This window comes from Idiomarina seosinensis (genome assembly GCF_044797955.1).
Lineage (GTDB): Bacteria > Pseudomonadota > Gammaproteobacteria > Enterobacterales > Alteromonadaceae > Idiomarina > Idiomarina seosinensis_A.
This window is the reverse complement of sequence record NZ_CP085211.1, coordinates 462,080-482,273: the sequence shown is the minus strand read 5'-3', so window position 1 is coordinate 482,273 and position 20,194 is coordinate 462,080. Positions and strand designations below refer to the sequence as shown.

General features: G+C 52.4%; 21 protein-coding genes. 4 read left to right on the top strand and 17 right to left on the bottom strand.

Annotated elements, in window-relative coordinates; translation table 11 throughout:
* Positions 1 to 4: 4 nt before the first annotated feature.
* The 3 genes from gspE to gspC are packed head-to-tail and all read right to left on the bottom strand — an operon-like array spanning position 5 to position 4,452.
* Positions 5 to 1,486, bottom strand: a complete 1,482-nt coding sequence (gene gspE, locus LG288_RS02310) for a type II secretion system ATPase GspE (protein WP_404401637.1) — start codon at positions 1,484 to 1,486, stop codon at positions 5 to 7.
* Positions 1,479 to 3,566, bottom strand: a complete 2,088-nt coding sequence (gene gspD / locus LG288_RS02305; RefSeq protein ID WP_404401635.1) for a type II secretion system secretin GspD — start codon at positions 3,564 to 3,566, stop codon at positions 1,479 to 1,481. Before gspD ends, gspE begins: the two co-directional genes overlap by 8 nt.
* Before the next feature lies 1 nt (position 3,567).
* Positions 3,568 to 4,452, bottom strand: coding sequence for a type II secretion system protein GspC (gspC, locus tag LG288_RS02300; RefSeq protein WP_404401633.1), 885 nt, complete (start codon positions 4,450 to 4,452; stop codon positions 3,568 to 3,570).
* Between the two features lie 120 nt (positions 4,453 to 4,572).
* Between gspC and hslR the strand changes: the two genes are divergently transcribed.
* Both hslR and hslO read left to right on the top strand, forming a co-directional pair.
* On the top strand, positions 4,573 to 4,968 hold the full coding sequence (gene hslR, locus LG288_RS02295) for a ribosome-associated heat shock protein Hsp15 (protein WP_404401631.1): 396 nt from the start codon (positions 4,573 to 4,575) through the stop codon (positions 4,966 to 4,968).
* Complete coding sequence (gene hslO / locus LG288_RS02290) at positions 4,965 to 5,804, top strand: Hsp33 family molecular chaperone HslO (RefSeq protein WP_404401629.1); 840 nt, start codon at positions 4,965 to 4,967, stop codon at positions 5,802 to 5,804. Before hslR ends, hslO begins: the two co-directional genes overlap by 4 nt.
* Before the next feature lie 63 nt (positions 5,805 to 5,867).
* Here the strand turns inward: hslO and der are convergent, their stop codons facing one another.
* From der to ndk, 9 genes are all read right to left on the bottom strand, one after another.
* A complete protein-coding gene (gene der, locus LG288_RS02285) occupies positions 5,868 to 7,310 on the bottom strand; it encodes a ribosome biogenesis GTPase Der (RefSeq protein WP_404401627.1) in 1,443 nt (480 codons plus the stop codon).
* Between the two features lie 5 nt (positions 7,311 to 7,315).
* Positions 7,316 to 8,563 (bottom strand): outer membrane protein assembly factor BamB, encoded by a 1,248-nt coding sequence (gene bamB / locus LG288_RS02280; protein ID WP_404401625.1) that lies wholly within the window; start codon positions 8,561 to 8,563, stop codon positions 7,316 to 7,318.
* The gene (locus tag LG288_RS02275) at positions 8,563 to 9,180 is read right to left on the bottom strand and encodes a YfgM family protein (protein ID WP_404401623.1); all 618 of its coding nucleotides are present in this window, start codon (positions 9,178 to 9,180) and stop codon (positions 8,563 to 8,565) included. Before LG288_RS02275 ends, bamB begins: the two co-directional genes overlap by 1 nt.
* Before the next feature lie 11 nt (positions 9,181 to 9,191).
* Positions 9,192 to 10,469, bottom strand: a complete 1,278-nt coding sequence (gene hisS, locus LG288_RS02270; protein ID WP_404401621.1) for a histidine--tRNA ligase — start codon at positions 10,467 to 10,469, stop codon at positions 9,192 to 9,194.
* Positions 10,470 to 10,577: 108 nt separating this feature from the next.
* Positions 10,578 to 11,690, bottom strand: a complete 1,113-nt coding sequence (gene ispG / locus LG288_RS02265) for a flavodoxin-dependent (E)-4-hydroxy-3-methylbut-2-enyl-diphosphate synthase (RefSeq protein WP_404401619.1) — start codon at positions 11,688 to 11,690, stop codon at positions 10,578 to 10,580.
* A gap of 32 nt (positions 11,691 to 11,722) precedes the next feature.
* Positions 11,723 to 12,871 (bottom strand): RodZ domain-containing protein, encoded by a 1,149-nt coding sequence (locus tag LG288_RS02260; protein WP_404401617.1) that lies wholly within the window; start codon positions 12,869 to 12,871, stop codon positions 11,723 to 11,725.
* 48 nt (positions 12,872 to 12,919) lie between these two features.
* Positions 12,920 to 13,339 (bottom strand): tetratricopeptide repeat protein, encoded by a 420-nt coding sequence (locus LG288_RS02255; RefSeq protein ID WP_404401615.1) that lies wholly within the window; start codon positions 13,337 to 13,339, stop codon positions 12,920 to 12,922.
* A gap of 53 nt (positions 13,340 to 13,392) precedes the next feature.
* Positions 13,393 to 14,526, bottom strand: coding sequence for a bifunctional tRNA (adenosine(37)-C2)-methyltransferase TrmG/ribosomal RNA large subunit methyltransferase RlmN (locus LG288_RS02250; RefSeq protein WP_404401613.1), 1,134 nt, complete (start codon positions 14,524 to 14,526; stop codon positions 13,393 to 13,395).
* Between the two features lie 36 nt (positions 14,527 to 14,562).
* Positions 14,563 to 14,994 (bottom strand): nucleoside-diphosphate kinase, encoded by a 432-nt coding sequence (gene ndk / locus LG288_RS02245; protein WP_404401611.1) that lies wholly within the window; start codon positions 14,992 to 14,994, stop codon positions 14,563 to 14,565.
* A gap of 172 nt (positions 14,995 to 15,166) precedes the next feature.
* Between ndk and msrA the strand changes: the two genes are divergently transcribed.
* On the top strand, positions 15,167 to 15,694 hold the full coding sequence (msrA, locus tag LG288_RS02240) for a peptide-methionine (S)-S-oxide reductase MsrA (RefSeq protein ID WP_404401609.1): 528 nt from the start codon (positions 15,167 to 15,169) through the stop codon (positions 15,692 to 15,694).
* A gap of 9 nt (positions 15,695 to 15,703) precedes the next feature.
* On the opposite strand, the gene LG288_RS02235 is transcribed toward msrA, so the two are convergent.
* From LG288_RS02235 to trmJ, 3 genes are all read right to left on the bottom strand, one after another.
* Positions 15,704 to 16,861: an IscS subfamily cysteine desulfurase gene (locus LG288_RS02235; protein WP_404401607.1), complete on the bottom strand. Its 1,158-nt coding sequence runs from the start codon at positions 16,859 to 16,861 to the stop codon at positions 15,704 to 15,706.
* Positions 16,862 to 16,892: 31 nt separating this feature from the next.
* Positions 16,893 to 17,351, bottom strand: a complete 459-nt coding sequence (gene iscR, locus LG288_RS02230) for a Fe-S cluster assembly transcriptional regulator IscR (protein ID WP_404401605.1) — start codon at positions 17,349 to 17,351, stop codon at positions 16,893 to 16,895.
* A gap of 70 nt (positions 17,352 to 17,421) precedes the next feature.
* Entirely contained in the window at positions 17,422 to 18,165 is a 744-nt protein-coding gene (trmJ, locus tag LG288_RS02225; RefSeq protein WP_404401603.1) for a tRNA (cytosine(32)/uridine(32)-2'-O)-methyltransferase TrmJ, read from the bottom strand.
* Positions 18,166 to 18,281: 116 nt separating this feature from the next.
* Here trmJ and suhB point away from each other — a divergent pair, with 116 nt between their 5' ends.
* A complete protein-coding gene (gene suhB / locus LG288_RS02220) occupies positions 18,282 to 19,061 on the top strand; it encodes an inositol-1-monophosphatase (RefSeq protein ID WP_404401601.1) in 780 nt (259 codons plus the stop codon).
* A 55-nt stretch (positions 19,062 to 19,116) separates the two neighbouring features.
* Here the strand turns inward: suhB and LG288_RS02215 are convergent, their stop codons facing one another.
* Together LG288_RS02215 and ung are read right to left on the bottom strand one after the other, a co-directional pair.
* Complete coding sequence (locus LG288_RS02215) at positions 19,117 to 19,290, bottom strand: DUF3545 family protein (protein WP_404401599.1); 174 nt, start codon at positions 19,288 to 19,290, stop codon at positions 19,117 to 19,119.
* Positions 19,291 to 19,466: 176 nt separating this feature from the next.
* The gene (gene ung / locus LG288_RS02210; protein ID WP_404401597.1) at positions 19,467 to 20,123 is read right to left on the bottom strand and encodes a uracil-DNA glycosylase; all 657 of its coding nucleotides are present in this window, start codon (positions 20,121 to 20,123) and stop codon (positions 19,467 to 19,469) included.
* Positions 20,124 to 20,194 lie beyond the last annotated feature (71 nt).

Sequence of the window (20,194 nt, the reverse complement as noted above, 5' to 3'; positions counted from 1 at the left end):
CCTGTTACTCCTCGCGGGTTACCCGCAATACTTCTTCTAAGGTGGTGACACCGGCCAGCACTTTTTGCAGGCCATCCTGACGAATACTGGGTGTTGAGTTACGCAGATACTTTTCAATCGCCTGTTCGCCATGACCGTTGTGTACCAGCTCGCGCACCTGCTCATCCACCACCAGCAGCTCATGAATACCGGTACGGCCGCGATAACCGCTCTGATTGCATTGCTCACAGCCGGTGGCCCTATAAATCCACAGTTCCTGCTCGCTCACGCCCAGCATTCGCCGCTCTTCAGTGTCAGCCTGGTGCGCCTGTTTACAGGCCGGACATAAGGTCCGTACCAGCCGCTGCGCCAGTACCCCTAATAGACTGGACGATAACAGAAAAGGTTCCACGCCCATGTCTTCCAGCCGCGAAATAGCACCCGCGGCGGTATTGGTGTGCAACGTCGACAGCACTAAATGCCCGGTTAATGATGCCTGAACGGCAATTTGTGCGGTTTCAACGTCGCGGATCTCACCCACCATAACAACATCGGGATCCTGGCGTAGAATAGCCCGCAGACCGCGGGCAAAAGTCATGTCCACACGCGGATTCACCTGGGTCTGGCCAATCCCGGCAATGTCATACTCAATGGGGTCTTCGACCGTCAGGATGTTACGATCGGCCGAGTTAATTTCGGTAATGCCGGCATACAGTGTGGTCGATTTACCCGAGCCGGTGGGACCGGTTACCAGAATAATCCCGTGTGGCTTGTGGATAAGCTGAGAGAATATATCGCGATTTGCCTGAGTCATCCCCAGCTGTTCCAGGTTAAGGCGCGCGTTGTTTTTATCCAGCAACCGCAGCACCACCCGTTCGCCATGGCTGGACGGCATGGTCGACACCCGCACATCGACGGCCCGGCCGGCAATCAGCAGCGAAATGCGGCCATCCTGAGGCACCCGTTTTTCCGCAATATCCAGCTGTGCCATGACTTTGATACGAGAAATCAGCAGCGATGACAGCTTACGGTTGGGTTTCAGTACTTCGCGTAACACCCCGTCAATACGAAAGCGGATAGCCAGCTGCTTTTCGAAGGTTTCGATGTGAATATCCGAAGCCCCTTCTTTGATGGCTTCGCTGAGCATAGCGTTAATTAGCTTGATGATGGGCGCGTCGTCTTCACTTTCCAGCAAATCTTCGGTCTGTGGCAGTTCATCGGCCAGCGAAGATAAATCCGATTCGTTGCCGATATCTTCCATCAGCTGTTTTGCTTCTGATGAATCGCGCTGATAAGCCTGTGTCAGCAACGTTTCGAACTCAGCGGCCGGGTGCTGTTGCAGGGTAAAGGGTTGTTGCAGGGCGCGCCGCACCTCCAGCAAGGTCTGCGCTGACACATCATTGCGGCAGTGCAGCGTCGGATACTCGCCGTGCTCGACAATCACGCCAAAGCGTTTGGCAAAGCCAAACGGCAGCCGCTGGGTGGCAATCGCCTGCACATCAGTCATCACCCTGGCCCCCGCTGGCCGGCTGTTTATCCTGCAGGTATTCGTCAAAGCTGGGCGGCAGCGTCAGCTGGCCGTTCCACTCGGGCATTACCGGGGTTTCTTTAGTCGGCATTAAATCAACACCGCGGGCTCTGCGATCCAGCTGCAGTGCGCGCATGTAGTTGTATTTTTGTTTACTGATTTGCGACAATTTGGTGCCGTCACGGACAATGGTTGGCCGGATAAAGACCATAAGATTGCGTTTTTGGGTCGAGGTTGAGGTCGAGCTGAATAGTTTTCCCAGCACCGGGATGTCGCCCAGAAATGGAATTTTTGATACCGATTCCTGCACATCTTCGTCAATCAGTCCACCCAGCACAATGGTTTCACCGTCGTTGGCCATCACGGTGGTTTTCAGTTCACGTTTGTTGACAATAACATCAACCGAGGTGGCCCCGCTGAGACTGGAGACTTCCTGTTCAATCAGCATCTGCACCGCATCGCCTTCATTAATTTGCGGTGTCACTTTTAGCTTGATACCCACTTCTTTGCGGTCCACGGTCTGAAACGGGTTTTGGTTATCGCCGCCCAGTGTCGAACCGGTAATGGTGGGGACTTCCTGACCGACCAAAAAGCTGGCTTCTTCATTATCCACCGTAACAATGCTGGGAGTCGCCAGAATGTTAGAGTTGGTATCCTGTGAAACCGCCTGCACCACCGCAGCCCAGTCATTTTCGATGGTGCCAAACATCATGCCGTTAACATTACCCAGTAGATTGGCCAGCAATTCAACATTGCCGCGTTCTTCGGGGTTGGTGGTGGTAACCGGATCGCCGTCATCGTTAATGCGGGTGACAGAAGTGCCTTCGCGCGGCCGTGCCTGGTAGGCGCCGGCGGCCAGACTGCCGATAGGTACCTGATTGCCGGTGTTGTACTGCACCAGGCCGCCATCTTCGCTGATCCACTGGATACCGAAGTCGACATTGTCACCTTCGAGAACCTCGACAATGATGGCTTCAACCTGCACCTGGGCGCGGCGAATATCCAGATCGCGGATAACATTTTCTAATGACGCCAGCATGTCCGGTTCAGCGGTTATAACCACCGCATTAGTCGGCGCGTGCGGGCTGATACTGACTGTGCTGTTATTGCCGGCGCGGCGATTTGCGGAAGTGTTCGAGCCCTGTTGCTGTTCGACTTCGGCCTGAATCGAGCGGCTGACGTTTTCCAGTACTTCGACCATTTCTTCGGTGCGGGCGTATTTAAGATAATAAACCCGGGTGTTACCCTCGGTTTTTAAGTCCTGATCCAGTTGACGGATTAACTGGGTTACCCGGGCACGGGCGCGCGGTTCTCCACTGACAATAACGCTGTTACTGCGCTCGTCGGCAACAATTTTGGGAATCAACAGACTGGGCGTGCCGTCCTGGGTGCTTTTTTCGAACAGGTTTTGCGCAATGCGCACAAGCTCGTTGGCTGAGGCGTATTCCAGGTCGATGATATCAACGTCCTGGTCGCCGGCCTGATCGACCCGTTCAATGATCTGTACCAGCCGGCTGATGGTTTCGGCCCGGCCGGTCATCATAATGACATTGGACGGGTCATAACTGACCACCATGCCACCGCCGGTCTGATCGTTCAGTTGCCGCAACAGCGGCGCCAATTCGCGCACTGACACGTTTTCGACCGCCACCACCCGGGTGATCATCATATCGCCGCGTTCCTGCTGCTCGCCGGTCACCACCGGAATTGGCGATTGCTGTGCGTCTTTGTCACGGATCACTTTCAGCACCCCGGAATCCATCTCGACGACTGCAAAACCGTAAACTTCCAGTACGTTAAGAAAAAACTGGTAATATTGCTGTTGATTCATGACATCGTAACTGCGCACGTCAATTTTACCGCGCACGTTAGGGTCAATAATGATGGTTTTTTCGAGGTTGCGCCCCACCACCTGAATAAATTCGTTGATGTCGGTGTTTTTGAAACTGGCGGCGTATTCTTCTGCCAGCGATGGCGGCGTGTAACTTAAGGTTGCCGCGCCAACACTTAAACTAAGCGCGCTGAGCCATACTTTAAGAGCTCTTAATTTAACTGCCATATTAATTATCCTGTGATTGTGGGAGCTCTAAACTAAGCTCTACCGGTTGGCCCTGACGTATCACCTGAATACTGACTTCTGTCAGTGCATTTAATTCCCGGCTTATCTGCATCGCCTGTTCGGCATCTGTTAAATCATAACCGTTAATGGCCACGGCCAAATCTCCTGCCTGAAAGCCGGCCTGATTAAACAGTGCCGGGTTAGTGCCCGGCTGCAGGCGGTAACCGATTAGCTTACCTTGCTCCAATGCCGGACTGATAGCAACATAATCCGTTAATGCCTGCGGATCCTCGGTTACCTGTGCAACAGAAGGCAGCGACGGTTGTTCGCTGCTGCTGTTATTGGCTTCATCGACAACCAGTGACAGCGCCGGCCGATCTTCACCAATATCCTCCAGCTGCAGGGTCTCAAGGCGGCCATTGTTGTCGAGGATAACGCGATCCGCGTATATCGTCTGTACGGTCACCGAACTGCCGGCAATGGCATCACCAGCGACGTAGGTTTGCTGCTGAGCACCCTGCTCGATAATAGCCGCAGAGCGGTTGGGATTTGTGCTGGCAGCAACCCCGACTAAGCGCAGGTTAAGAGACGTTTTAGGGGCCTGACGCGGTGCTGGATTCTGGCCCCGTGGCGCGCTGCCAAATAAGTTAAGCTGTTGCAGCCCGCTGATATCCGCTGTGCGGCCCTGGCCGGCAGCCGGTTGATTAGCCGTCACCGCCGGCAATGACTGCGGCGCAGCTGGTTCGGCAACAACCAGCCACCAGCTAACCCGGGCCACCAGCACGGCGATAAGCACCCATAATAACAAGGTCAACAGCTTAATTAACTGGGCAGGCAGGCGCTTATTAGCCATACCGGAGCGTTTGAAACGAGGTAACTTAGGCAATTTGGGTCACTTTATCATTAGAGTTTTGCTAGACTGTTTTATTAGCTTGTGCAGTCTAACTTAGGCTGCGCCGTTCAACAAAGCATTAACAGTATTTTATGGTAATTCGATTGCAAAATTATGACAACCGCTAACTCAGTAAGACTCGACAAATGGCTTTGGGCTGCACGTTTTTACAAAACTCGTGCCCTTGCCCGCGAGATGATACAGGCGGGTAAAGTGCAGTACGACGGTCAGCGCGCTAAGCCTTCGAAAATGGTACAGGTCGGCGCGCTGCTGACGGTACGCCAGGGCTTTGACGACAAAAAAGTGGAAGTGCTGGAGCTGAGTGAACAGCGCCGGGGCGCGCCCCAGGCACAGCAGCTTTACCGCGAGACCGAAGAGAGTGTCAAAAAACGTGAGCAAAATGCTGAAGCAAGAAAGCTTAACGCGCTGTATAATCCGCACCCCGATGGCCGCCCTGACAAAAAACAACGGCGCCAACTGATACGAATGAAAGACGGTGGTGATACATGACTGAGCAGACGCTGAATTATCCGACGGACCAGCTGGTGCGTTTTATCTTTGCTGAGCACGATGTGCGCGGTGAATTGGTGCAACTAACCAGCAGTTACCAGAGCCTGATCCGCGGTCACCAATACCCACCGGCTGTGCAACAGGTGTTAGGCGAAATGATGGCTGCGGTTTCACTGCTTACCGCGACCCTTAAATTCGAAAGCCGGATTGCGGTGCAACTGCAGGGCGACGGACCGCTGAATTTTATTGCCGTTAACGGTAATCATAATCAGGAGCTGCGCGGCATTGCCCGCTTACGTGACGAGCTGCACTCCAGCGAATTGCGGCAGATGATTGGCAAGGGCCAGTTAGTCATCACCTTAGAGCCAGACGCCGGTGAACGCTATCAGGGGGTTACCAGCGCCGATGCCGATTCGATTGCACAGATGCTGGAAAATTACTTTATGCAGTCTGAACAGCTGGCCACCAGCATCTGGCTGCACGCCGACGGCGAGCATGCCGCCGGTATGCTGCTGCAGCGCTTACCCGCCTCTGGTAAAGACAGCCGCGGCTTTGAGCACTTAACGACACTGACCGGTACGGTCACCGAAAAAGAGCTTTACACGCTGCCTGCTGAGCAAATCCTGTACCGGTTGTATCATGAAGAAAAAGTGCAGCTGTATCCGCCTCAACCGGTCGCTTTTGTCTGCGGTTGTTCGCGACAACGAACCTTAGAGGCGCTGGCCAGTGTGCCCGTTGAGGAAATCAAAGAGATTTTGGCGCAGGACGGCGAAGTGGTGATGACCTGTGATTACTGCCTGACCGAATACCATTTCGCCAACGCGGATTTCTCGTAACGTGCGTCCTGACGCACGTTTCATGATGCCTGACGCCTGTTTCATGTCGCGTCAGGACGCGACCTACTTTTTCTTAATGAATTTCATCAGCCGTTTGCGCTTGCGCTGCTGGGACAGGGTCAGCTGATTTTTGCGGCCTTCGTAGGGATTTGATGGCTCGCGGTACTCAATTTTTATCGGCGTTCCCATAACGCCCAGGGCTTTGCGGAAGTAGTTAATCAGATAGCGTTGATAGGAGCCCGGTAATTTACTGACCTGGTTGCCGTGAATAACCACCCGCGGCGGGTTATAGCCACCGGCGTGCGCGTACTTCAGTTTTACCCGACGCCCACCAACCAGCGGCGGCTGATGCTCATCCTGGGCCATTTCCATGATCTTGGTCAGCTTAGAAGTACCGACGCGCTGTGTGGCGCTGGTGTAGGCTTCTTCGACACTTTCAAATAAGTGGCCAACGCCGGTGCCGTGTAAGGCGGAGATAAAGTGCAGTCGGGCAAAGTCGACAAAACCCAGCCGCCGGTCCAGCTCGCGTTTAATTTCTTCTTTATGATCGCTTTCCAGCCCATCCCATTTGTTTACCGCGATAACAATAGAGCGGCCGGCATTCAGCGCAAACCCAATCAGGTTAAGATCCTGGTCGGTGATGGTTTCGCGGGCGTCAATAACAACCAGCACCACATTAGCTTCTTCAATAGCCTGCAGGGTTTTCACCACCGAAAATTTTTCCACCGCTTCATCAATGCGACCGCGGCGGCGCACGCCGGCGGTATCGATCAAGATATACTCGCGTTCGTCGCGCTGCATCGGGATATAAACCGAGTCCCGGGTGGTGCCCGGTAAATCGTAGACAACCACCCGCTCTTCGCCAAGGATACGGTTAGTTAGTGTTGACTTACCGACATTGGGCCGGCCGACAATGGCCAGTTTCAAGGGCAGGGCATCGTAATCAATTTGGTCATGGTCAAGATCTTCAGGCGCTGGTTCGTCGCGCACGATCACATCCGGATACTCGTCGGCCAGTGGCTTAAAGCAGCTTTCCAGTAGCTGCTCGACCCCACGCCCGTGGGCCGCTGCAATACCATAAAGATCGCCCAGTGCCAGCGAGTAAAAGTCAGCCATTGCCGATTGCGCATCTATGCCGTCAATCTTGTTACAGACCATGTAAACTTTCTTCTGCTGTTGCTGTTTACGCAGATGTTCCGCAATAGCCTGATCACCCACGGTGACACCGTCCCGGGCGTCCACTAAAAACAACACCACATCGGCTTCGTCAATGGCCTGTAATGATTGCTTGGCCATCACTTCATCGATACCTTCTTCATCGCCGTGGATACCACCGGTATCCACCACAATGAACTGATAACCATCGTAATTGGCCTGACCGTATTTACGGTCCCGGGTCAGTCCGGGAAAGTCTGCTACCAGTGCATCACGGCTACGGGTTAAGCGATTAAATAATGTGGATTTACCCACATTCGGGCGCCCTACCAGGGCGACGACTGGTAACATTCGTATTAATTTCCTGCAGTTAATTGGATGGCAATCAAATCGCCATCACGGGTTTGGGTATAAAGCGTTTCGCCATCGATCACCGGCTGTGCATAGAGGCCGTTTCCGCCCACATCCAGGCGGCCGGCAATACTGCCGTCAGCTGCCTCGAACCAGTGCAGGTAGCCTTCAAAATCACCACTGACAACGTAACCGTCATGCCAGGCAGGGCCTGTCAGCTGGCGTCCGAATAACTGATTATTGCTCCACAATTCGATACCGCCGTCCTGATTGAGGGCGTACAGGTGACTGCGGTGGTCGGTTAAATAAATTCGGTTACCACGCACCAGTAAGTTTTCAAAGGCGCTGTAATCGCGCTTCCAGCGAACTTCTCCACTGCGCAGCTCAAGGGCCGCAAGCTCGCCGTTATAAGCAATCATGTAAACCGTGGTGCCGACCACAACCGGGTTAGCATCAATATCTGCCAGTGCTTCAAGTTCGGTAGCGCCCGAAGGAGAGCCGACAGCCTGGGTCCAGGCCTGCTGTCCGTTATTAGCAATCAGGATTGAAGCGGTACCGTTGCTGTCACCGACGATCACTCCACCACTGGCGATGGTAGGGGCCGAAGAGCCACGCAAGGTCAGCGTTGGTGTCTGGTATTCATATTGCCATTGTTCTTCACCGTCTTCGGCGTCATAGCTGATGACCTTACCGCCGGTTGTATGCACAACCACCCGGCCTTCACCCACCGCCGGGTTTGCATTAACTTCGTTGCCTACTTCGGTGTGCCAGACCAGCTCGCCAGTTTCAGCGTCTAAGGCAACCAGGTCACCATTTTCGGTACCCAGATAAACCTTGTTATAACTGGCAACCAGTCCACCGGAAATACGAGCCGGAAACGGGCTTGAGAAAATACCACTGAACCAGTTTTGATCAGACGCTTCGTTAATATTGATCAGCTGATGCAAGTCGACTTCCCAGACGGCATCGCCGCTGTTTTTGTCCAGCGCCATCACCACACCCTGGCGATCAGCCGCATAAACTTTGTCGTAGGCCACAACGGGGTTAAGCCGCGAGAAGTAATCGCCAACCCCATCACCGACATCGGTTCGCCATTTGACTTGCGGTGTAACACTTTGGTTAATGGGTTGTAGCGGTGCGATTTTTATTTCTTCATCGTCGTCACTAAACAGAGAACAGCCACTGAGCGCGGCGGTCAGAGCCAACAGAGTGACAACGTGAGTCGATTTTTTTAACGCTTGTAATACCTGCATTATGATGTGGCCAGACTGTTCAGTTTTAATTCAAGGGCCGGTGTCATCGCTTCGCCCTCCGCTGCTAATGCACGCTGATAGGCTTCGCGCGCTGCTTCATTATCGCCCCGTTCGGCAAAAATATCGCCTTCCAGCTCGGCCGCTGCCGCCTGGTAAGACTGTGGCAGGCTGGTCTGAATAGTCTGTAAAGCCGCATCATATTGCTGTTGTGCTAACAGTACGCGAGTCAGACGAATGCGCGCCACCGCCAGTAAATTGTTATCGCTGCTGCCGTCAATGACTTGCTGCAGAGCTGTCACTGCGGTCGCCAAATCGCCCGCACCAGCCGCATGCTCAGCTAACTGTAAGGAAGCCAGATGGCCGTAATACGAGCCGTCCTGCTGGTCGATAAACTGCTGCGCATTGTTGACTGCGTTGGCGTTTTCCTGAGCAAGTTGGGTGGCAATCTGTTGATAACCCGCAGAAGCTTCATTTTGCGCTTCTATCTGCGCGTTACCGTAATAACGCCAGCCAAAAAACAATCCAAAACCGATAACCGCGCCTGCGATAATCCCTTTGCCGTGCTCGTCCCAAAACTCTTTTAACCGTTCAACTTGTTGTTCTTCGTTCTGATCCACAGGATCACCTCTTACGCTTGTGTCAGTGGTCGCAGGGTTTCAATTAATTCTGCGTGACTTAATGTTTGCTGTTCAGCATCGCTGCGTAACGGTTTAACCGTAATCTGCTGCTCTGCCAATTCGTTATCACCGATAATCAGCGCCAGCTCGGCACCGGATTTATCCGCTTTTTTCATTTGTTTTTTCATGGCGCCGCCGCCGCAATGCACAACCAGGCGCAATTCAGGCAGTGCGTCCCGCAGTTTTTCGGCAATCGCCGGTGCTTTTAGTTCCGCAGCCTGCCCCAGCGGCATCAAATAAGCATCGACCACGCGCCGCGGTGACAGCTTGTGCTGTTCCTGTAACAGCAGGACCAGACGTTCAATGCCCATAGCAAAACCGACAGCCGGCGTCGCTTTACCGCCCAACTGCTCCACCAGCCCGTCATAACGGCCACCGGCACACACTGTACCCTGAGCACCCAGAGCCGTAGTAACCCACTCAAACACAGTGCGGTTATAATAGTCCAGTCCGCGTACCAGTCGTTCGTTTAAGGTGTAGCTGACTCCCGCTTCGCTCAGGCGCTGACATAATTGTTCAAAATGCTGGCGTGACTCTTCATCCCAGTAGTCCGACAGCCTTGGTGCATCGGCCAGCAGTTGCTGTGTAGCCGGATCCTTGCTGTCAAGAATTCGCAGCGGATTACTGCTGAGCCGGCGCTGACTGTCTTCATCCAGCTGCTCACGATACTGCACTAAATAATCGTGCAGCGCTTCGCGGTAGCGGTTGCGCGCTTCATTAGAGCCTAACGAATTAAGCTGCAGCTCGACTTGGTCACCGATACCAAACGCCTTCCAGAGCCGCGCCGACAGCAATATCACCTCGGCGTCCGCATCGGCCTCGGTTAAGCCGAACACTTCAATACCGAACTGATGAAACTGCCGGTAACGGCCCTTTTGTGGCCGCTCATAACGAAACATCGGCCCCATATACCACAGTCGCTGAATCTGATTATACAGTAACCCGTGCTGATTACCCGCCCGCACACAACTGGCAGTGCCTTCCGGACGCAGTGTCAGACTGTCACCATTGCGGTCATCAAAGGTGTACATTTCTTTTTCGACAATATCGGTCACTTCGCCAATGGAACGCTTGAACAGCGCGGTGCTCTCCAGTACCGGCATCCGAATTTCGCTGTAACCATAACTGGCTGCTACCTGACGGATAACAGACTCAACCTGCTGCCAGGCCGGACTTTGCTCTGGTAACAGGTCGTTCATACCTCTAATTGCCTGAATGGATTTGGCCACGGGTCGAAATTCCCTTCACTGACTGATAAAAAGCCCGCTGTTTCGTCAGCGAGCTTAGAAAATGAACGCGTATTATAAGGATTTTATTAAGGCGGGTAAAACCTGAAGCTAAATTTCTTTTACCTCAATCTTGTGCTTTTCTAAAAAAGCCACCCGATCCCGGATTTGTTGTTCCAGCTGGTCAACTAAGTCTTTGTTATCCAGTCTTAATTTTTGTCGCTCACCGCCAATGTACAAGCCACTTTTATTTTTTGCTCCGGCCAGACCGACTTCGGCAATTAAGGCTTCGCCGGGGCCATTAACCACACAACCGATAACCGAAACATCCATCGCTACGGTAATATCTTCCAGCCGTTGCTCCAGTTCATTGACAGTGCCTATCACGTCAAACTCCTGTCGTGAGCAGCTGGGGCAGGCAATAAAGTTAATGCCGCGAGAGCGGATACGCAGTGATTTGAGAATATCAAAACCGACTTTGATTTCTTCAACCGGGTCGGCTGCCAGCGATACCCGCAGCGTGTCACCAATGCCTTCAGCCAGTAACATCCCCAGCCCAATGGAAGATTTTACTGCGCCACTGCGCTTACCGCCGGCTTCGGTGATACCCAGATGCAGCGGTTGTTCAATTTGCCGGGCCAGCTGGCGATAGGACTCGACAGCCAGAAACACATCGGAGGCTTTTACACTGACTTTAAAATCCTGAAAATCATACCGGTCAAGAATATCAACATGACGCATAGCCGACTCGACCAGAGCCGCCGGCGTGGGTTCGCCGTATTTTTCCTGTATTTCTTTTTCCAGCGAGCCGCCGTTGACACCAATACGAATGGGGATCTGTTTATCACGCGCCGCATCGACCACCGCTTTAATGCGGTCTTCATGGCCAATGTTACCGGGGTTAATGCGCAAACAGTCAGCGCCGTACTCTGCCACTTTAAGTGCGATGCGGTAGTCAAAGTGAATATCCGTAACCAGGGGTACCGGGCTTTCGGCCTTAATGGCTTTAAACGCCTCGGCGGCGTCCATAGTCGGCACCGAAACCCGGACAATATCAGCACCGGCAGCGGCCAGCGCATTGATCTGCCGCAGCGTTGCCGGCACGTCGGTGGTTTCGGTATTGGTCATTGACTGCACCGCAATCGGTGCACCATTGCCTATCGGCACGTTGCCCACGTAAATTCGACGGGACGGTCTGCGCTTAATGGGACTTTCGTACATCATAGCCAAATAATTCCTGACGCGTTATTTACCAATTAATTGCCGGAGGGAATGGTAAAACGTGCGACCCGGGCCTTTCTGAATTCACTTAAATCAATCGGACTACCCTGATAAGTGATTTCAACGGCTTCGGGCCGACAGATGGTAACCGCAAAAGGCTCCTCACCCTCTATCGGCATTGTGTAGCCGGCAGCTTTTACGCCCACGGCGCGTGTTTCACCAGCTGCATCGTCAACTTTAACCCAGCACTCTTCACTAAATTCGAATACCAGATCGGCTTGTGCCGCTGGTGAGGGCTCGTTAACTTCGGCCAGTTCACTGGCGCTGTCCTGGGTGCCGGTGACGGTAATCGGTTGTTCATCGGCTACCGTGGGAGTTGCTGAGCTTTCTTCCGCACTGCCTGGCGCATTTTCCCCGCTGCTTTCTTCAGCCTCGGCTTCGGCTTCGGCCGCCGGCGAAGGTTCATTAACCTGCTCCAGCACAGTTTCCGGCATTTCGGTGTCGGTCACCGTTGGTGGGGCCTCTTCTGCCGGTGGCGTTGTTTCACTGTCAGTCACTGAGGTACTGACATCGCCGGCCTCTACCTCCGACTCTAACACCTGATCCTGGTCGTCGGTGGGTTGCTGAGCAATATTCATCACTTGCTCGTCATCGCCAGCCGGCTGCGCGGTGGTTTGTTGCGTCGCTTCGCTGTCCTCAGTCATCGCCTTGTCAAAGCTGAAGTCACTGTCCTGCCACCACCAGATAACCAGACCGATAACAACAATAATTACCGCGTAGGTGATCAGCATCAGTCGATTATCGCTTTCTTCGTGCTTAACCCGACGGGAAAAACTTTGCATAACCGAGGTATCGGGTTCTTTATTACCGCTGGCCCGATAGGCGGCAAAAATTGGCTGCTCATCGATTTCCAGCAGCTTTGCGTAGGAACGCAGATAGCCTTTAACGAAAGTCGGGGTCGAGAATGAGTCGTAATCATCGGCTTCAAGCAGCTCGATAATCTGCACTCTTAGCCGCAGATTGTCTGCTACCTCTCGTTGACTTAAGCCTTTTTCTTCCCGCGCTTCTTTTAATATTTCACCAGCGCCTTTAACAGGTTCTTGCTGCTGTTCTGCAGTTGTTTCTGTTGGTGTTGGGGTTACCGCATCGTCAGCTGGTTGTTCGGGTTTGTTATCAGCAGTCATGGTAATTGGGTATTTCCCTGTTGGTTAACTATCCCCGCCCGTTTAGGCTTAACGGCGGGATAAGCACTGGGCCCGGCTGACAGCAACCTGCTGCTGCAGCTGTTCCGCTTGTGCGAACAGCTGTAGCGCTTGTTCTGTATTGCCGGCCAGACAAAGTGCGATAGCGTAGTTATAGTACATTGCGCCGCTTATAGGTTGCCATGATAACGCTTGTTGGTAAAGTAGCAACGCCGAATTGACCTTTTCTTTACGCAAATACCATTGACCCAGTGCGATGATGACGGCTTCGGAGCGCGGGGCATCCTGATAGGCTTTATTCAGTTGTTCGCGGGCCCGCTGAAGTTGCCCGCGCTTCATGTATTCCACCCCCAGCGTGAGGCGGGTTTGTCCTGCTTCACTTAGCTGCTGAGCCGGGCTTGTTGCACACCCGCTTAGCAGTAAGCCTGCTAACAGTATCCAGTTTTTCATCGACTATCCTTGTCGGGCGCGGACAGCCGCGCTATTTCAATCGCCTTTACCGGCTAGCTTTCTTTAACACCAATCTCGCTGCCGCGGGCTGCCTGCTGACGTTTTAAAATACGTTTGGTGCGATCGACAACCTCGCCGACCAGCTGACCACAAGCTGCATCGATATCATCACCGCGGGTTTTCCGTACCATAACAGTGAAGCCCTTCTCCATCAGTACTTTTGCGAAGCGATCGATACGCGAATTACTGGAACGGCCATAGCCGGAGCCGGGGAATGGGTTAAAGGGGATTAGATTAATTTTACTAGGGGTATCTTTTAAGGTGCGCGCCAGTGCATGAGCCTGGTCAGTGGAATCGTTAACATGATCCAGCATCACGTACTCTACGGTCACTTTATGTTGCGCTTTAGACTGCTCAACATAGCGCCGGCTGGCGGCCAGAAATTCTTCAATATTGTATTTTTTATTAATCGGGACGATTTCGTTTCGTAACTCATCATCGGGTGCGTGTAACGAAATGGCTAACATCACGTCCAGCTGTTCGGCTAGTTTGTCCAGTGCCGGTACAACACCGGATGTACTGACGGTTACCCGCCGCTTCGACAAACCAAAACCGTAGTCATCCAGCATTAACTGCAGCGCCGGCACCACGTTGTTCAGATTAAGCAAAGGCTCGCCCATGCCCATCATCACAACGTTAGTCACGGGTTTAATACCGGTTTTACCATAGGCACCCAGTAGCTGGTTAACCCGCCATACCTGGCCAATGATTTCGGCCACATTCAGGTTGCGGTTAAAACCCTGAGCACCGGTGGAACAGAAAGTACATTCCAGCGCACAACCCACCTGCGAAGAAACACAAAGGGTGGCGCGGTCACGCTCAGGGATCCAGACGGTCTCGACGTCCTGGCCGTCAAACAGAGTCATCGAAAATTTGATGGTGCCGTCCGACGACTGCTGCTGCTCGCGAATTTCCGGCGCCCGAACCTCAGCTAACTGCTTAAGTTTTTGACGTAACGTTTTGTTGAGATTCGTCATCTCATCAAAGTCATCAACGCAAAAATGATAAAGCCACTTCATGACCTGATCGGCGCGAAAGGGTTTTTCACCGATATCACGGAAAAACTCCTTCATTTGCTCACGATTGAGATTAAGAAGGTTAACTTTTTTGTCGATGGTATTAGTCATAAAACTCCTGTTCGGGCCTTGCTGCCGGACCGAAAATTAACGGGTGCGTGAACAGATTTCTTCGTCGCTGAAGAAGTACGCGATTTCGCGTGCTGCTGATTCAACTGCATCAGAGCCGTGAACCGCATTTTCGTCGATGGTTTCAGCATAGTCAGCACGTAAGGTTCCTGCTGCTGCTTCGGCCGGGTTAGTAGCACCCATGATTTCACGGTTTTTCAATACAGCGTTTTCGCCTTCCAGGACCTGTACAACGATAGGGCCAGAGGTCATGAACTCTACCAGAGCTGAAAAGAAAGGACGCTCTTTGTGTTCTGCGTAAAAACCTTCTGCCTGCTCCTGGCTCAGGTGCATCATTTTAGCCGCTACAATGCGCAGACCAGAAGTCTCAAAACGCTGGTAGATTGCGCCGACCAGGTTTTTTGCTACAGCGTCAGGTTTAATAATTGATAAAGTACGTTCTAAGGCCATCAGATATTCTCCAGAAAAGTGATTATTCAGTGATTCTTTTGCTCGCGCGGATTATACGGCAGATTGTTGCGAAAATCGAATCGCGATTGATTGTTTTTACGTATTACCTAAGCTAGGATGGCATAATCACATTTAGCCATATAGACGTCTATAAGACACAGGAGAAGTATCAATGGCACAAGCAACCTTAGGTGGCGGCTGTTTCTGGTGTATCGAATCAGCTTTTTTACAGGTAACCGGCGTAACCGATGTACAACCGGGCTATACCGGCGGAGAAACCACTAACCCTAGTTATGAAGCGGTTTGCCGCGGAGATACCGGCCATGCAGAAGTTGCCCGGATTAGCTATGATCCTGAGCAGATCTCATACCGCCAAATCTTAGAAATCTTTTTTACTTTGCACGACCCGACGCAACTGAACCGCCAGGGCCACGATGTCGGCACTCAGTATCGCAGCGCAATTTTCTACCACAACGAGGAACAAAAGCAGCAGGCAAAGGAAATTATCGCCGAATTAAGCCAGGACCAGGCTTTTGCCGATCCTATAGTCACTGAAGTCAGTCCGCTGGAGACCTTTTATCCGGCCGAGGATTATCACAAAAATTATTATGAGCGAAATCCCGGCAACCCTTACTGCCAGGCTGTCATCTCACCTAAGCTGGCTAAGTTTCGCCGCACCTTCAGCAGCCTGCTGAAGTAAGCGCCCGGGTCAGGACGACGCAGGTTTCAGCCTGGCGTATACCTTAGCAACGTGCTGCACTGCATGGTCGACCTCTGCTTCAGAGGTCTGCCGACCGAAGCTAAAACGCAGCGACGCGTGCGCGAGGGAGTCACTTAAACCGAGCTCGCGCAGTACATAGGAGGGTTCAACACTGGCTGACGTGCAGGCTGAACCCGATGACACCGCCAAATCCTTAAGGGACATTAACAGGACTTCGCCTTCAACACCGGCAAATCGCAAATTAATAATATGAGGAACGCGGTGCTGGTCACTGCCGTTCAGCTCGATGCCTTGTTCGGCCAGCAACGGCGGCAGGAATTTGGCCCGCAGCTGTTCAAAATAGTCAGCGTCCTGCTGCATACGCTCGCCGGCAACTGCGGCCGCTTCGCCCAGACCAACGATTTGATGGGTCGCCAGCGTACCCGAGCGCATGCCACGTTCGTGACCACCGCCATGCATCTGAGCGACCAGCCGGGTTCGTGGCTGGCGCCGAACATACAATGCACCAATACCTTTAGGTCCGTACATTTTATGCGCTGACAGCGATAATAAGTCGACCGGCAAGCGGCTCATATTTAAGGGAAGTTTGCCGACGCTTTGTGCTGCGTCAACATGAAATAGTGTGTCGTGCTGGCGGCAGAGATGGCCAACAGCCTCGATGTCCTGCACGACTCCCAGCTCGTTATTCACGTGCATTACACTGACCAGTATAGTGTCCGGACGCAACGCGGCACGCAATTCACCGATATCGATACGGCCGTCAGAGTCAACGCCCAGCGTGGTCACCTCAAAACCTTCTTTAACCAGCTGAGCTGCCGGATCAAGCACCGCTTTATGCTCAGTACTGACCGTTATGATGTGTTTACCCTGGTCTTGTAAAAAATGCGCCACACCTTTTAACGCCAGATTATCCGACTCGGTCGCTCCCGAGGTAAAAACGATTTCACGGGGGTCTGCATGGAGTAAATCAGCGACCTGATTACGGGCGATATCCACCGCCTCTTCTGCCTGCCAGCCGTAGCGATGTGAACGCGAAGCAGGATTGGCGAACACTCCATCAGCTGTCAAAAATTGCATCATACGCTCAGCGACCCGCTCGTCTACTGGCGTTGTTGCGGCATAATCCAGATAGATAGGCAGTTTCACTTTGCGATAGCTCCTTGCTGACAGCTGGTGGTTAAATCAAATCCAGTTCGATCTTATCCGTTTTTTGATTTTTCTGGCGTTGGGCAATAGTTTGATCAGCGGTTAATTCAGCCAGGCTGATGCCATTAAGAAACTGAGCAATGCGATCACTTAAGCCTTCCCACAGGAAATGGGTCAAGCACCGGCTACCGCCCTGGCAGTTGCCTTTCCCCTGACAGCGGGTAGCATCAATGGATTCATCCACGGCATCAATAACCGCGCCGACCGATATGGCAGACGGGTCTTTACCCAGCCGGTAACCCCCGCCGGGGCCGCGCACACTATCCACCAGACCACGTTTGCGCAGACGGGCAAACAACTGCTCAAGGTAAGACAGCGAAATCCCCTGGCGATCGGATATATCTGCCAGTGGCACCGGTGTTTGCTGCGCATGCATCGCCACGTCCAGCATAGCGGTTACCGCGTAGCGTCCCTTTGAGGTCAGGCGCATAGAACTATTCCTTATCGGTTAGCTTGAGGCTCAAGTGTACTTACCCGAGTAAAATAGTCAAGTATTAGCGCTAACGCCCGGGTTTGTTAATTGAGGCTAAGATACCACGTAAAATGTTCAGCTCGCTCTCTTCCGGCCGTGCCCGGTTAAACAGCCGTCGCAGCTTGGTCATTACCTGGCCGGGATGCTTTTTAACGATAAAGCCGGTGTCATAAAGAGTCTGTTCTAAATGCCCGTAAAACAGCTCGAGTTCTTTGCCGCGCGGGTAATTGGCGGTGTCTTCTGCGGCCGGATACAGGGTTTGTTCATTTTCGGCTTCCAACTGCTGCATACGCAGTTCATAGCAGACCGTCTGCACGGCCATAGCCAGGTTCAGCGAGCCATAATCAGGGTTGGTGGGGATGTGCAGGTGAAACTGGCTTAACTGCAGCTCTTCATTAGTCAGACCGCTATTTTCACGTCCAAAAACAATGGCCACCGGATATTGGGGTGCCTCTGCCAGAACTTTGCCGGCTGCTTTACGTGGGCCCAGCAAAGGCCAGTCGAGCGTGCGGTTGCGGGCGCTGGTGGCCAGCACCAGGCCACAATCGGCAATCGCTTCTTGCAGGGTATTAACCGTTGTTGCCGCCGCGAGTATATCTGTGGCGCCGGCTGCCAAAGCTGAAGCGTGACTGTCCGGGGCCTGCACCGGATCAACCAGGGTTAGATGCTTAAGTCCCATGGTCTTCATAGCCCGGGCTACAGAGCCGATATTGCCCGTATGCGACGTGTTAACTAAGACGATACGAATGGCATCAAATACGTTTTTGTCCATGATAAATACTGCTTTATGATAAATTTCGGGGCTGAATAAAAGTTGTGCATGATAACCTATTACTGGTATCATCCGCGACCGAAAAATCGTTCTTTGACAGCACAGGTAATTTGAATATGCATCCGATGTTAAACATTGCGGTGCGCGCAGCGCGTGCAGCCGGCAAAATTTTAGTAAAACAGTTTGATCAAGGCCAGCCCATCGATGCGGTCTCCAAAGGCCCAAATGACTGGGTTTCAGAGATGGATAAAGCCGCTGAGCACGCGATCATCAGCGCCATTCGCAAATCCTACCCCGACCACGGTATTATTGCCGAAGAGAGCGGGCAGCAAGAAGGCTCTGATAAAGACTTTCAATGGGTTATTGATCCTCTGGACGGCACGACAAATTACCTGCGCGGCATTCCTCACTTCTCTATTTCTATTGCCCTGTTGTACAAAGGCTCTGTGCAGCAGGCGGTTGTCTATGATCCTGTTCGCGAAGAGCTATACACCGCCACTCGCGGTGCCGGCGCTCAGTTAAATGGCCGCCGCCTGCGCATCGACCCGAAGGTTGAGCTGAAAGGTTCGATCCTGGCTACCGGTTTCCCATTTAAAATGAAGCACAAGCTACCCGAATATCAGCAGATGTTTAATAATTTATTTGAGCACTGTGCCGATATGCGGCGCACCGGTTCGGCTGCTCTTGACTTAGCTTATGTGGCTGCCGGCCGGGTTGATGGCTTTTTCGAAATGGGCTTAAAACCCTGGGACATGCTGGCAGGCGAATTATTGATCCGCGAAGCCGGCGGAATTATCAGCGACTTTCAGGGTGGCCACAATTACGTACAAAGTGGTCATGTCGCCGCGGGCGCGCCAAAAGTGCTGAAGCAGATGCTGCCGCTGATGCGTCTGTAGGTTAACTGGCGAGGGCCTGCCCGCTGCGGCAAGCCCTCGTTACTGCCAGATTATCTTAACTTAGATCGATTTGCTCCAAATCGAGGTCATAACAATAATCCATCTCGGCCAGTTCTTCACGCAATTGGTATTTTTCTTTAAGTTGTTCGATTTCCCGCCATTTGCGTTTCGTTGCGCGTCCTTTTGATGACTTTTCACTGACTTGCTGAAGCTCTTCTGAATGATCCATACTTGCCTCTCAGTTTTTTGTAATTATAAATCGAGCGCATGTAAGGCACTTGTTACTTTTTATATTAACAAATTACTCACAATGCATGATTTACCACAACAAGCAGCAGATTAAAAGCTTTTTGTTACAACCTTGTTGCAAAACAATAACCAATCCATGACGATTATCAGTCTAAATTAAGCGCTCCAACTAACCGGTGTCCGCCCAACGCTCTGCAAATAATCATTGGCTTTGCGAAAATGATGTGCGTCGAAAAAGCCGCGGTGGGCTGAAAGAGGAGACGGGTGAACGGTTTTTAGTACACAATGTTTATTGTCATCGATCAGCCGCTCTTTTTTTTGTGCATGCGCCCCCCAGAGTAAAAACACAATATTCTCATGCTGGTCAGCGAGCCGTTTTATCAGCGTATCGGTAAAGGTCTCCCAACCCCAGTTGGCGTGACTGTGCGCTTTGCCCTGCTCTACCGTAAGCACGGTATTGAGCAGCAAAACTCCCTGCACCGCCCAGCGCGTCAAATCGCCATTCTGTGGTGGCGAACTGTCCGGATAATCAAGCTGAATAGCTTTTAAAATATTCCGCAACGACGGCGGCAGCTTTACCCCATCGGGTACTGAAAAACTCAAACCATGAGCCTGACCGGGGCCATGGTAAGGGTCCTGCCCCAGAATCACGACTTTAACCTGATCCGGCTCAATGAGCTTTAAAGCGTTAAAAACATGCTCCGGAGCGGGGTAAACAATACTCTGCTGGCGCGCCTGCTCGACCTGCTGCAGCAACTGAATAAAGTAAGGTTTTTGTTTTTCGTCGGCCAGTAAAGCAGACCAGTCACTCATACCAGGCTTCCTGTTCGTCAAATAATGCGCTAAAGGAAGAAAAAATATATCATTATTAGTGTCACTTTTTA

Coding starts and splice junctions, on each gene's coding strand:
- gspE (WP_404401637.1), bottom strand. CDS start 1,486: ATGACTGATGTGCAGGCGATTGCCACCCAGCGGCTGCCGTTTGGCTTT.
- gspD (WP_404401635.1), bottom strand. CDS start 3,566: ATGGCAGTTAAATTAAGAGCTCTTAAAGTATGGCTCAGCGCGCTTAGT.
- hslR (WP_404401631.1), top strand. CDS start 4,573: ATGACAACCGCTAACTCAGTAAGACTCGACAAATGGCTTTGGGCTGCA.
- hslO (WP_404401629.1), top strand. CDS start 4,965: ATGACTGAGCAGACGCTGAATTATCCGACGGACCAGCTGGTGCGTTTT.
- der (WP_404401627.1), bottom strand. CDS start 7,310: ATGTTACCAGTCGTCGCCCTGGTAGGGCGCCCGAATGTGGGTAAATCC.
- bamB (WP_404401625.1), bottom strand. CDS start 8,563: ATGCAGGTATTACAAGCGTTAAAAAAATCGACTCACGTTGTCACTCTG.
- ispG (WP_404401619.1), bottom strand. CDS start 11,690: ATGATGTACGAAAGTCCCATTAAGCGCAGACCGTCCCGTCGAATTTAC.
- LG288_RS02260 (WP_404401617.1), bottom strand. CDS start 12,871: ATGACTGCTGATAACAAACCCGAACAACCAGCTGACGATGCGGTAACC.
- LG288_RS02255 (WP_404401615.1), bottom strand. CDS start 13,339: ATGAAAAACTGGATACTGTTAGCAGGCTTACTGCTAAGCGGGTGTGCA.
- LG288_RS02250 (WP_404401613.1), bottom strand. CDS start 14,526: ATGACTAATACCATCGACAAAAAAGTTAACCTTCTTAATCTCAATCGT.
- ndk (WP_404401611.1), bottom strand. CDS start 14,994: ATGGCCTTAGAACGTACTTTATCAATTATTAAACCTGACGCTGTAGCA.
- msrA (WP_404401609.1), top strand. CDS start 15,167: ATGGCACAAGCAACCTTAGGTGGCGGCTGTTTCTGGTGTATCGAATCA.
- iscR (WP_404401605.1), bottom strand. CDS start 17,351: ATGCGCCTGACCTCAAAGGGACGCTACGCGGTAACCGCTATGCTGGAC.
- trmJ (WP_404401603.1), bottom strand. CDS start 18,165: ATGGACAAAAACGTATTTGATGCCATTCGTATCGTCTTAGTTAACACG.
- suhB (WP_404401601.1), top strand. CDS start 18,282: ATGCATCCGATGTTAAACATTGCGGTGCGCGCAGCGCGTGCAGCCGGC.
- LG288_RS02215 (WP_404401599.1), bottom strand. CDS start 19,290: ATGGATCATTCAGAAGAGCTTCAGCAAGTCAGTGAAAAGTCATCAAAA.
- ung (WP_404401597.1), bottom strand. CDS start 20,123: ATGAGTGACTGGTCTGCTTTACTGGCCGACGAAAAACAAAAACCTTAC.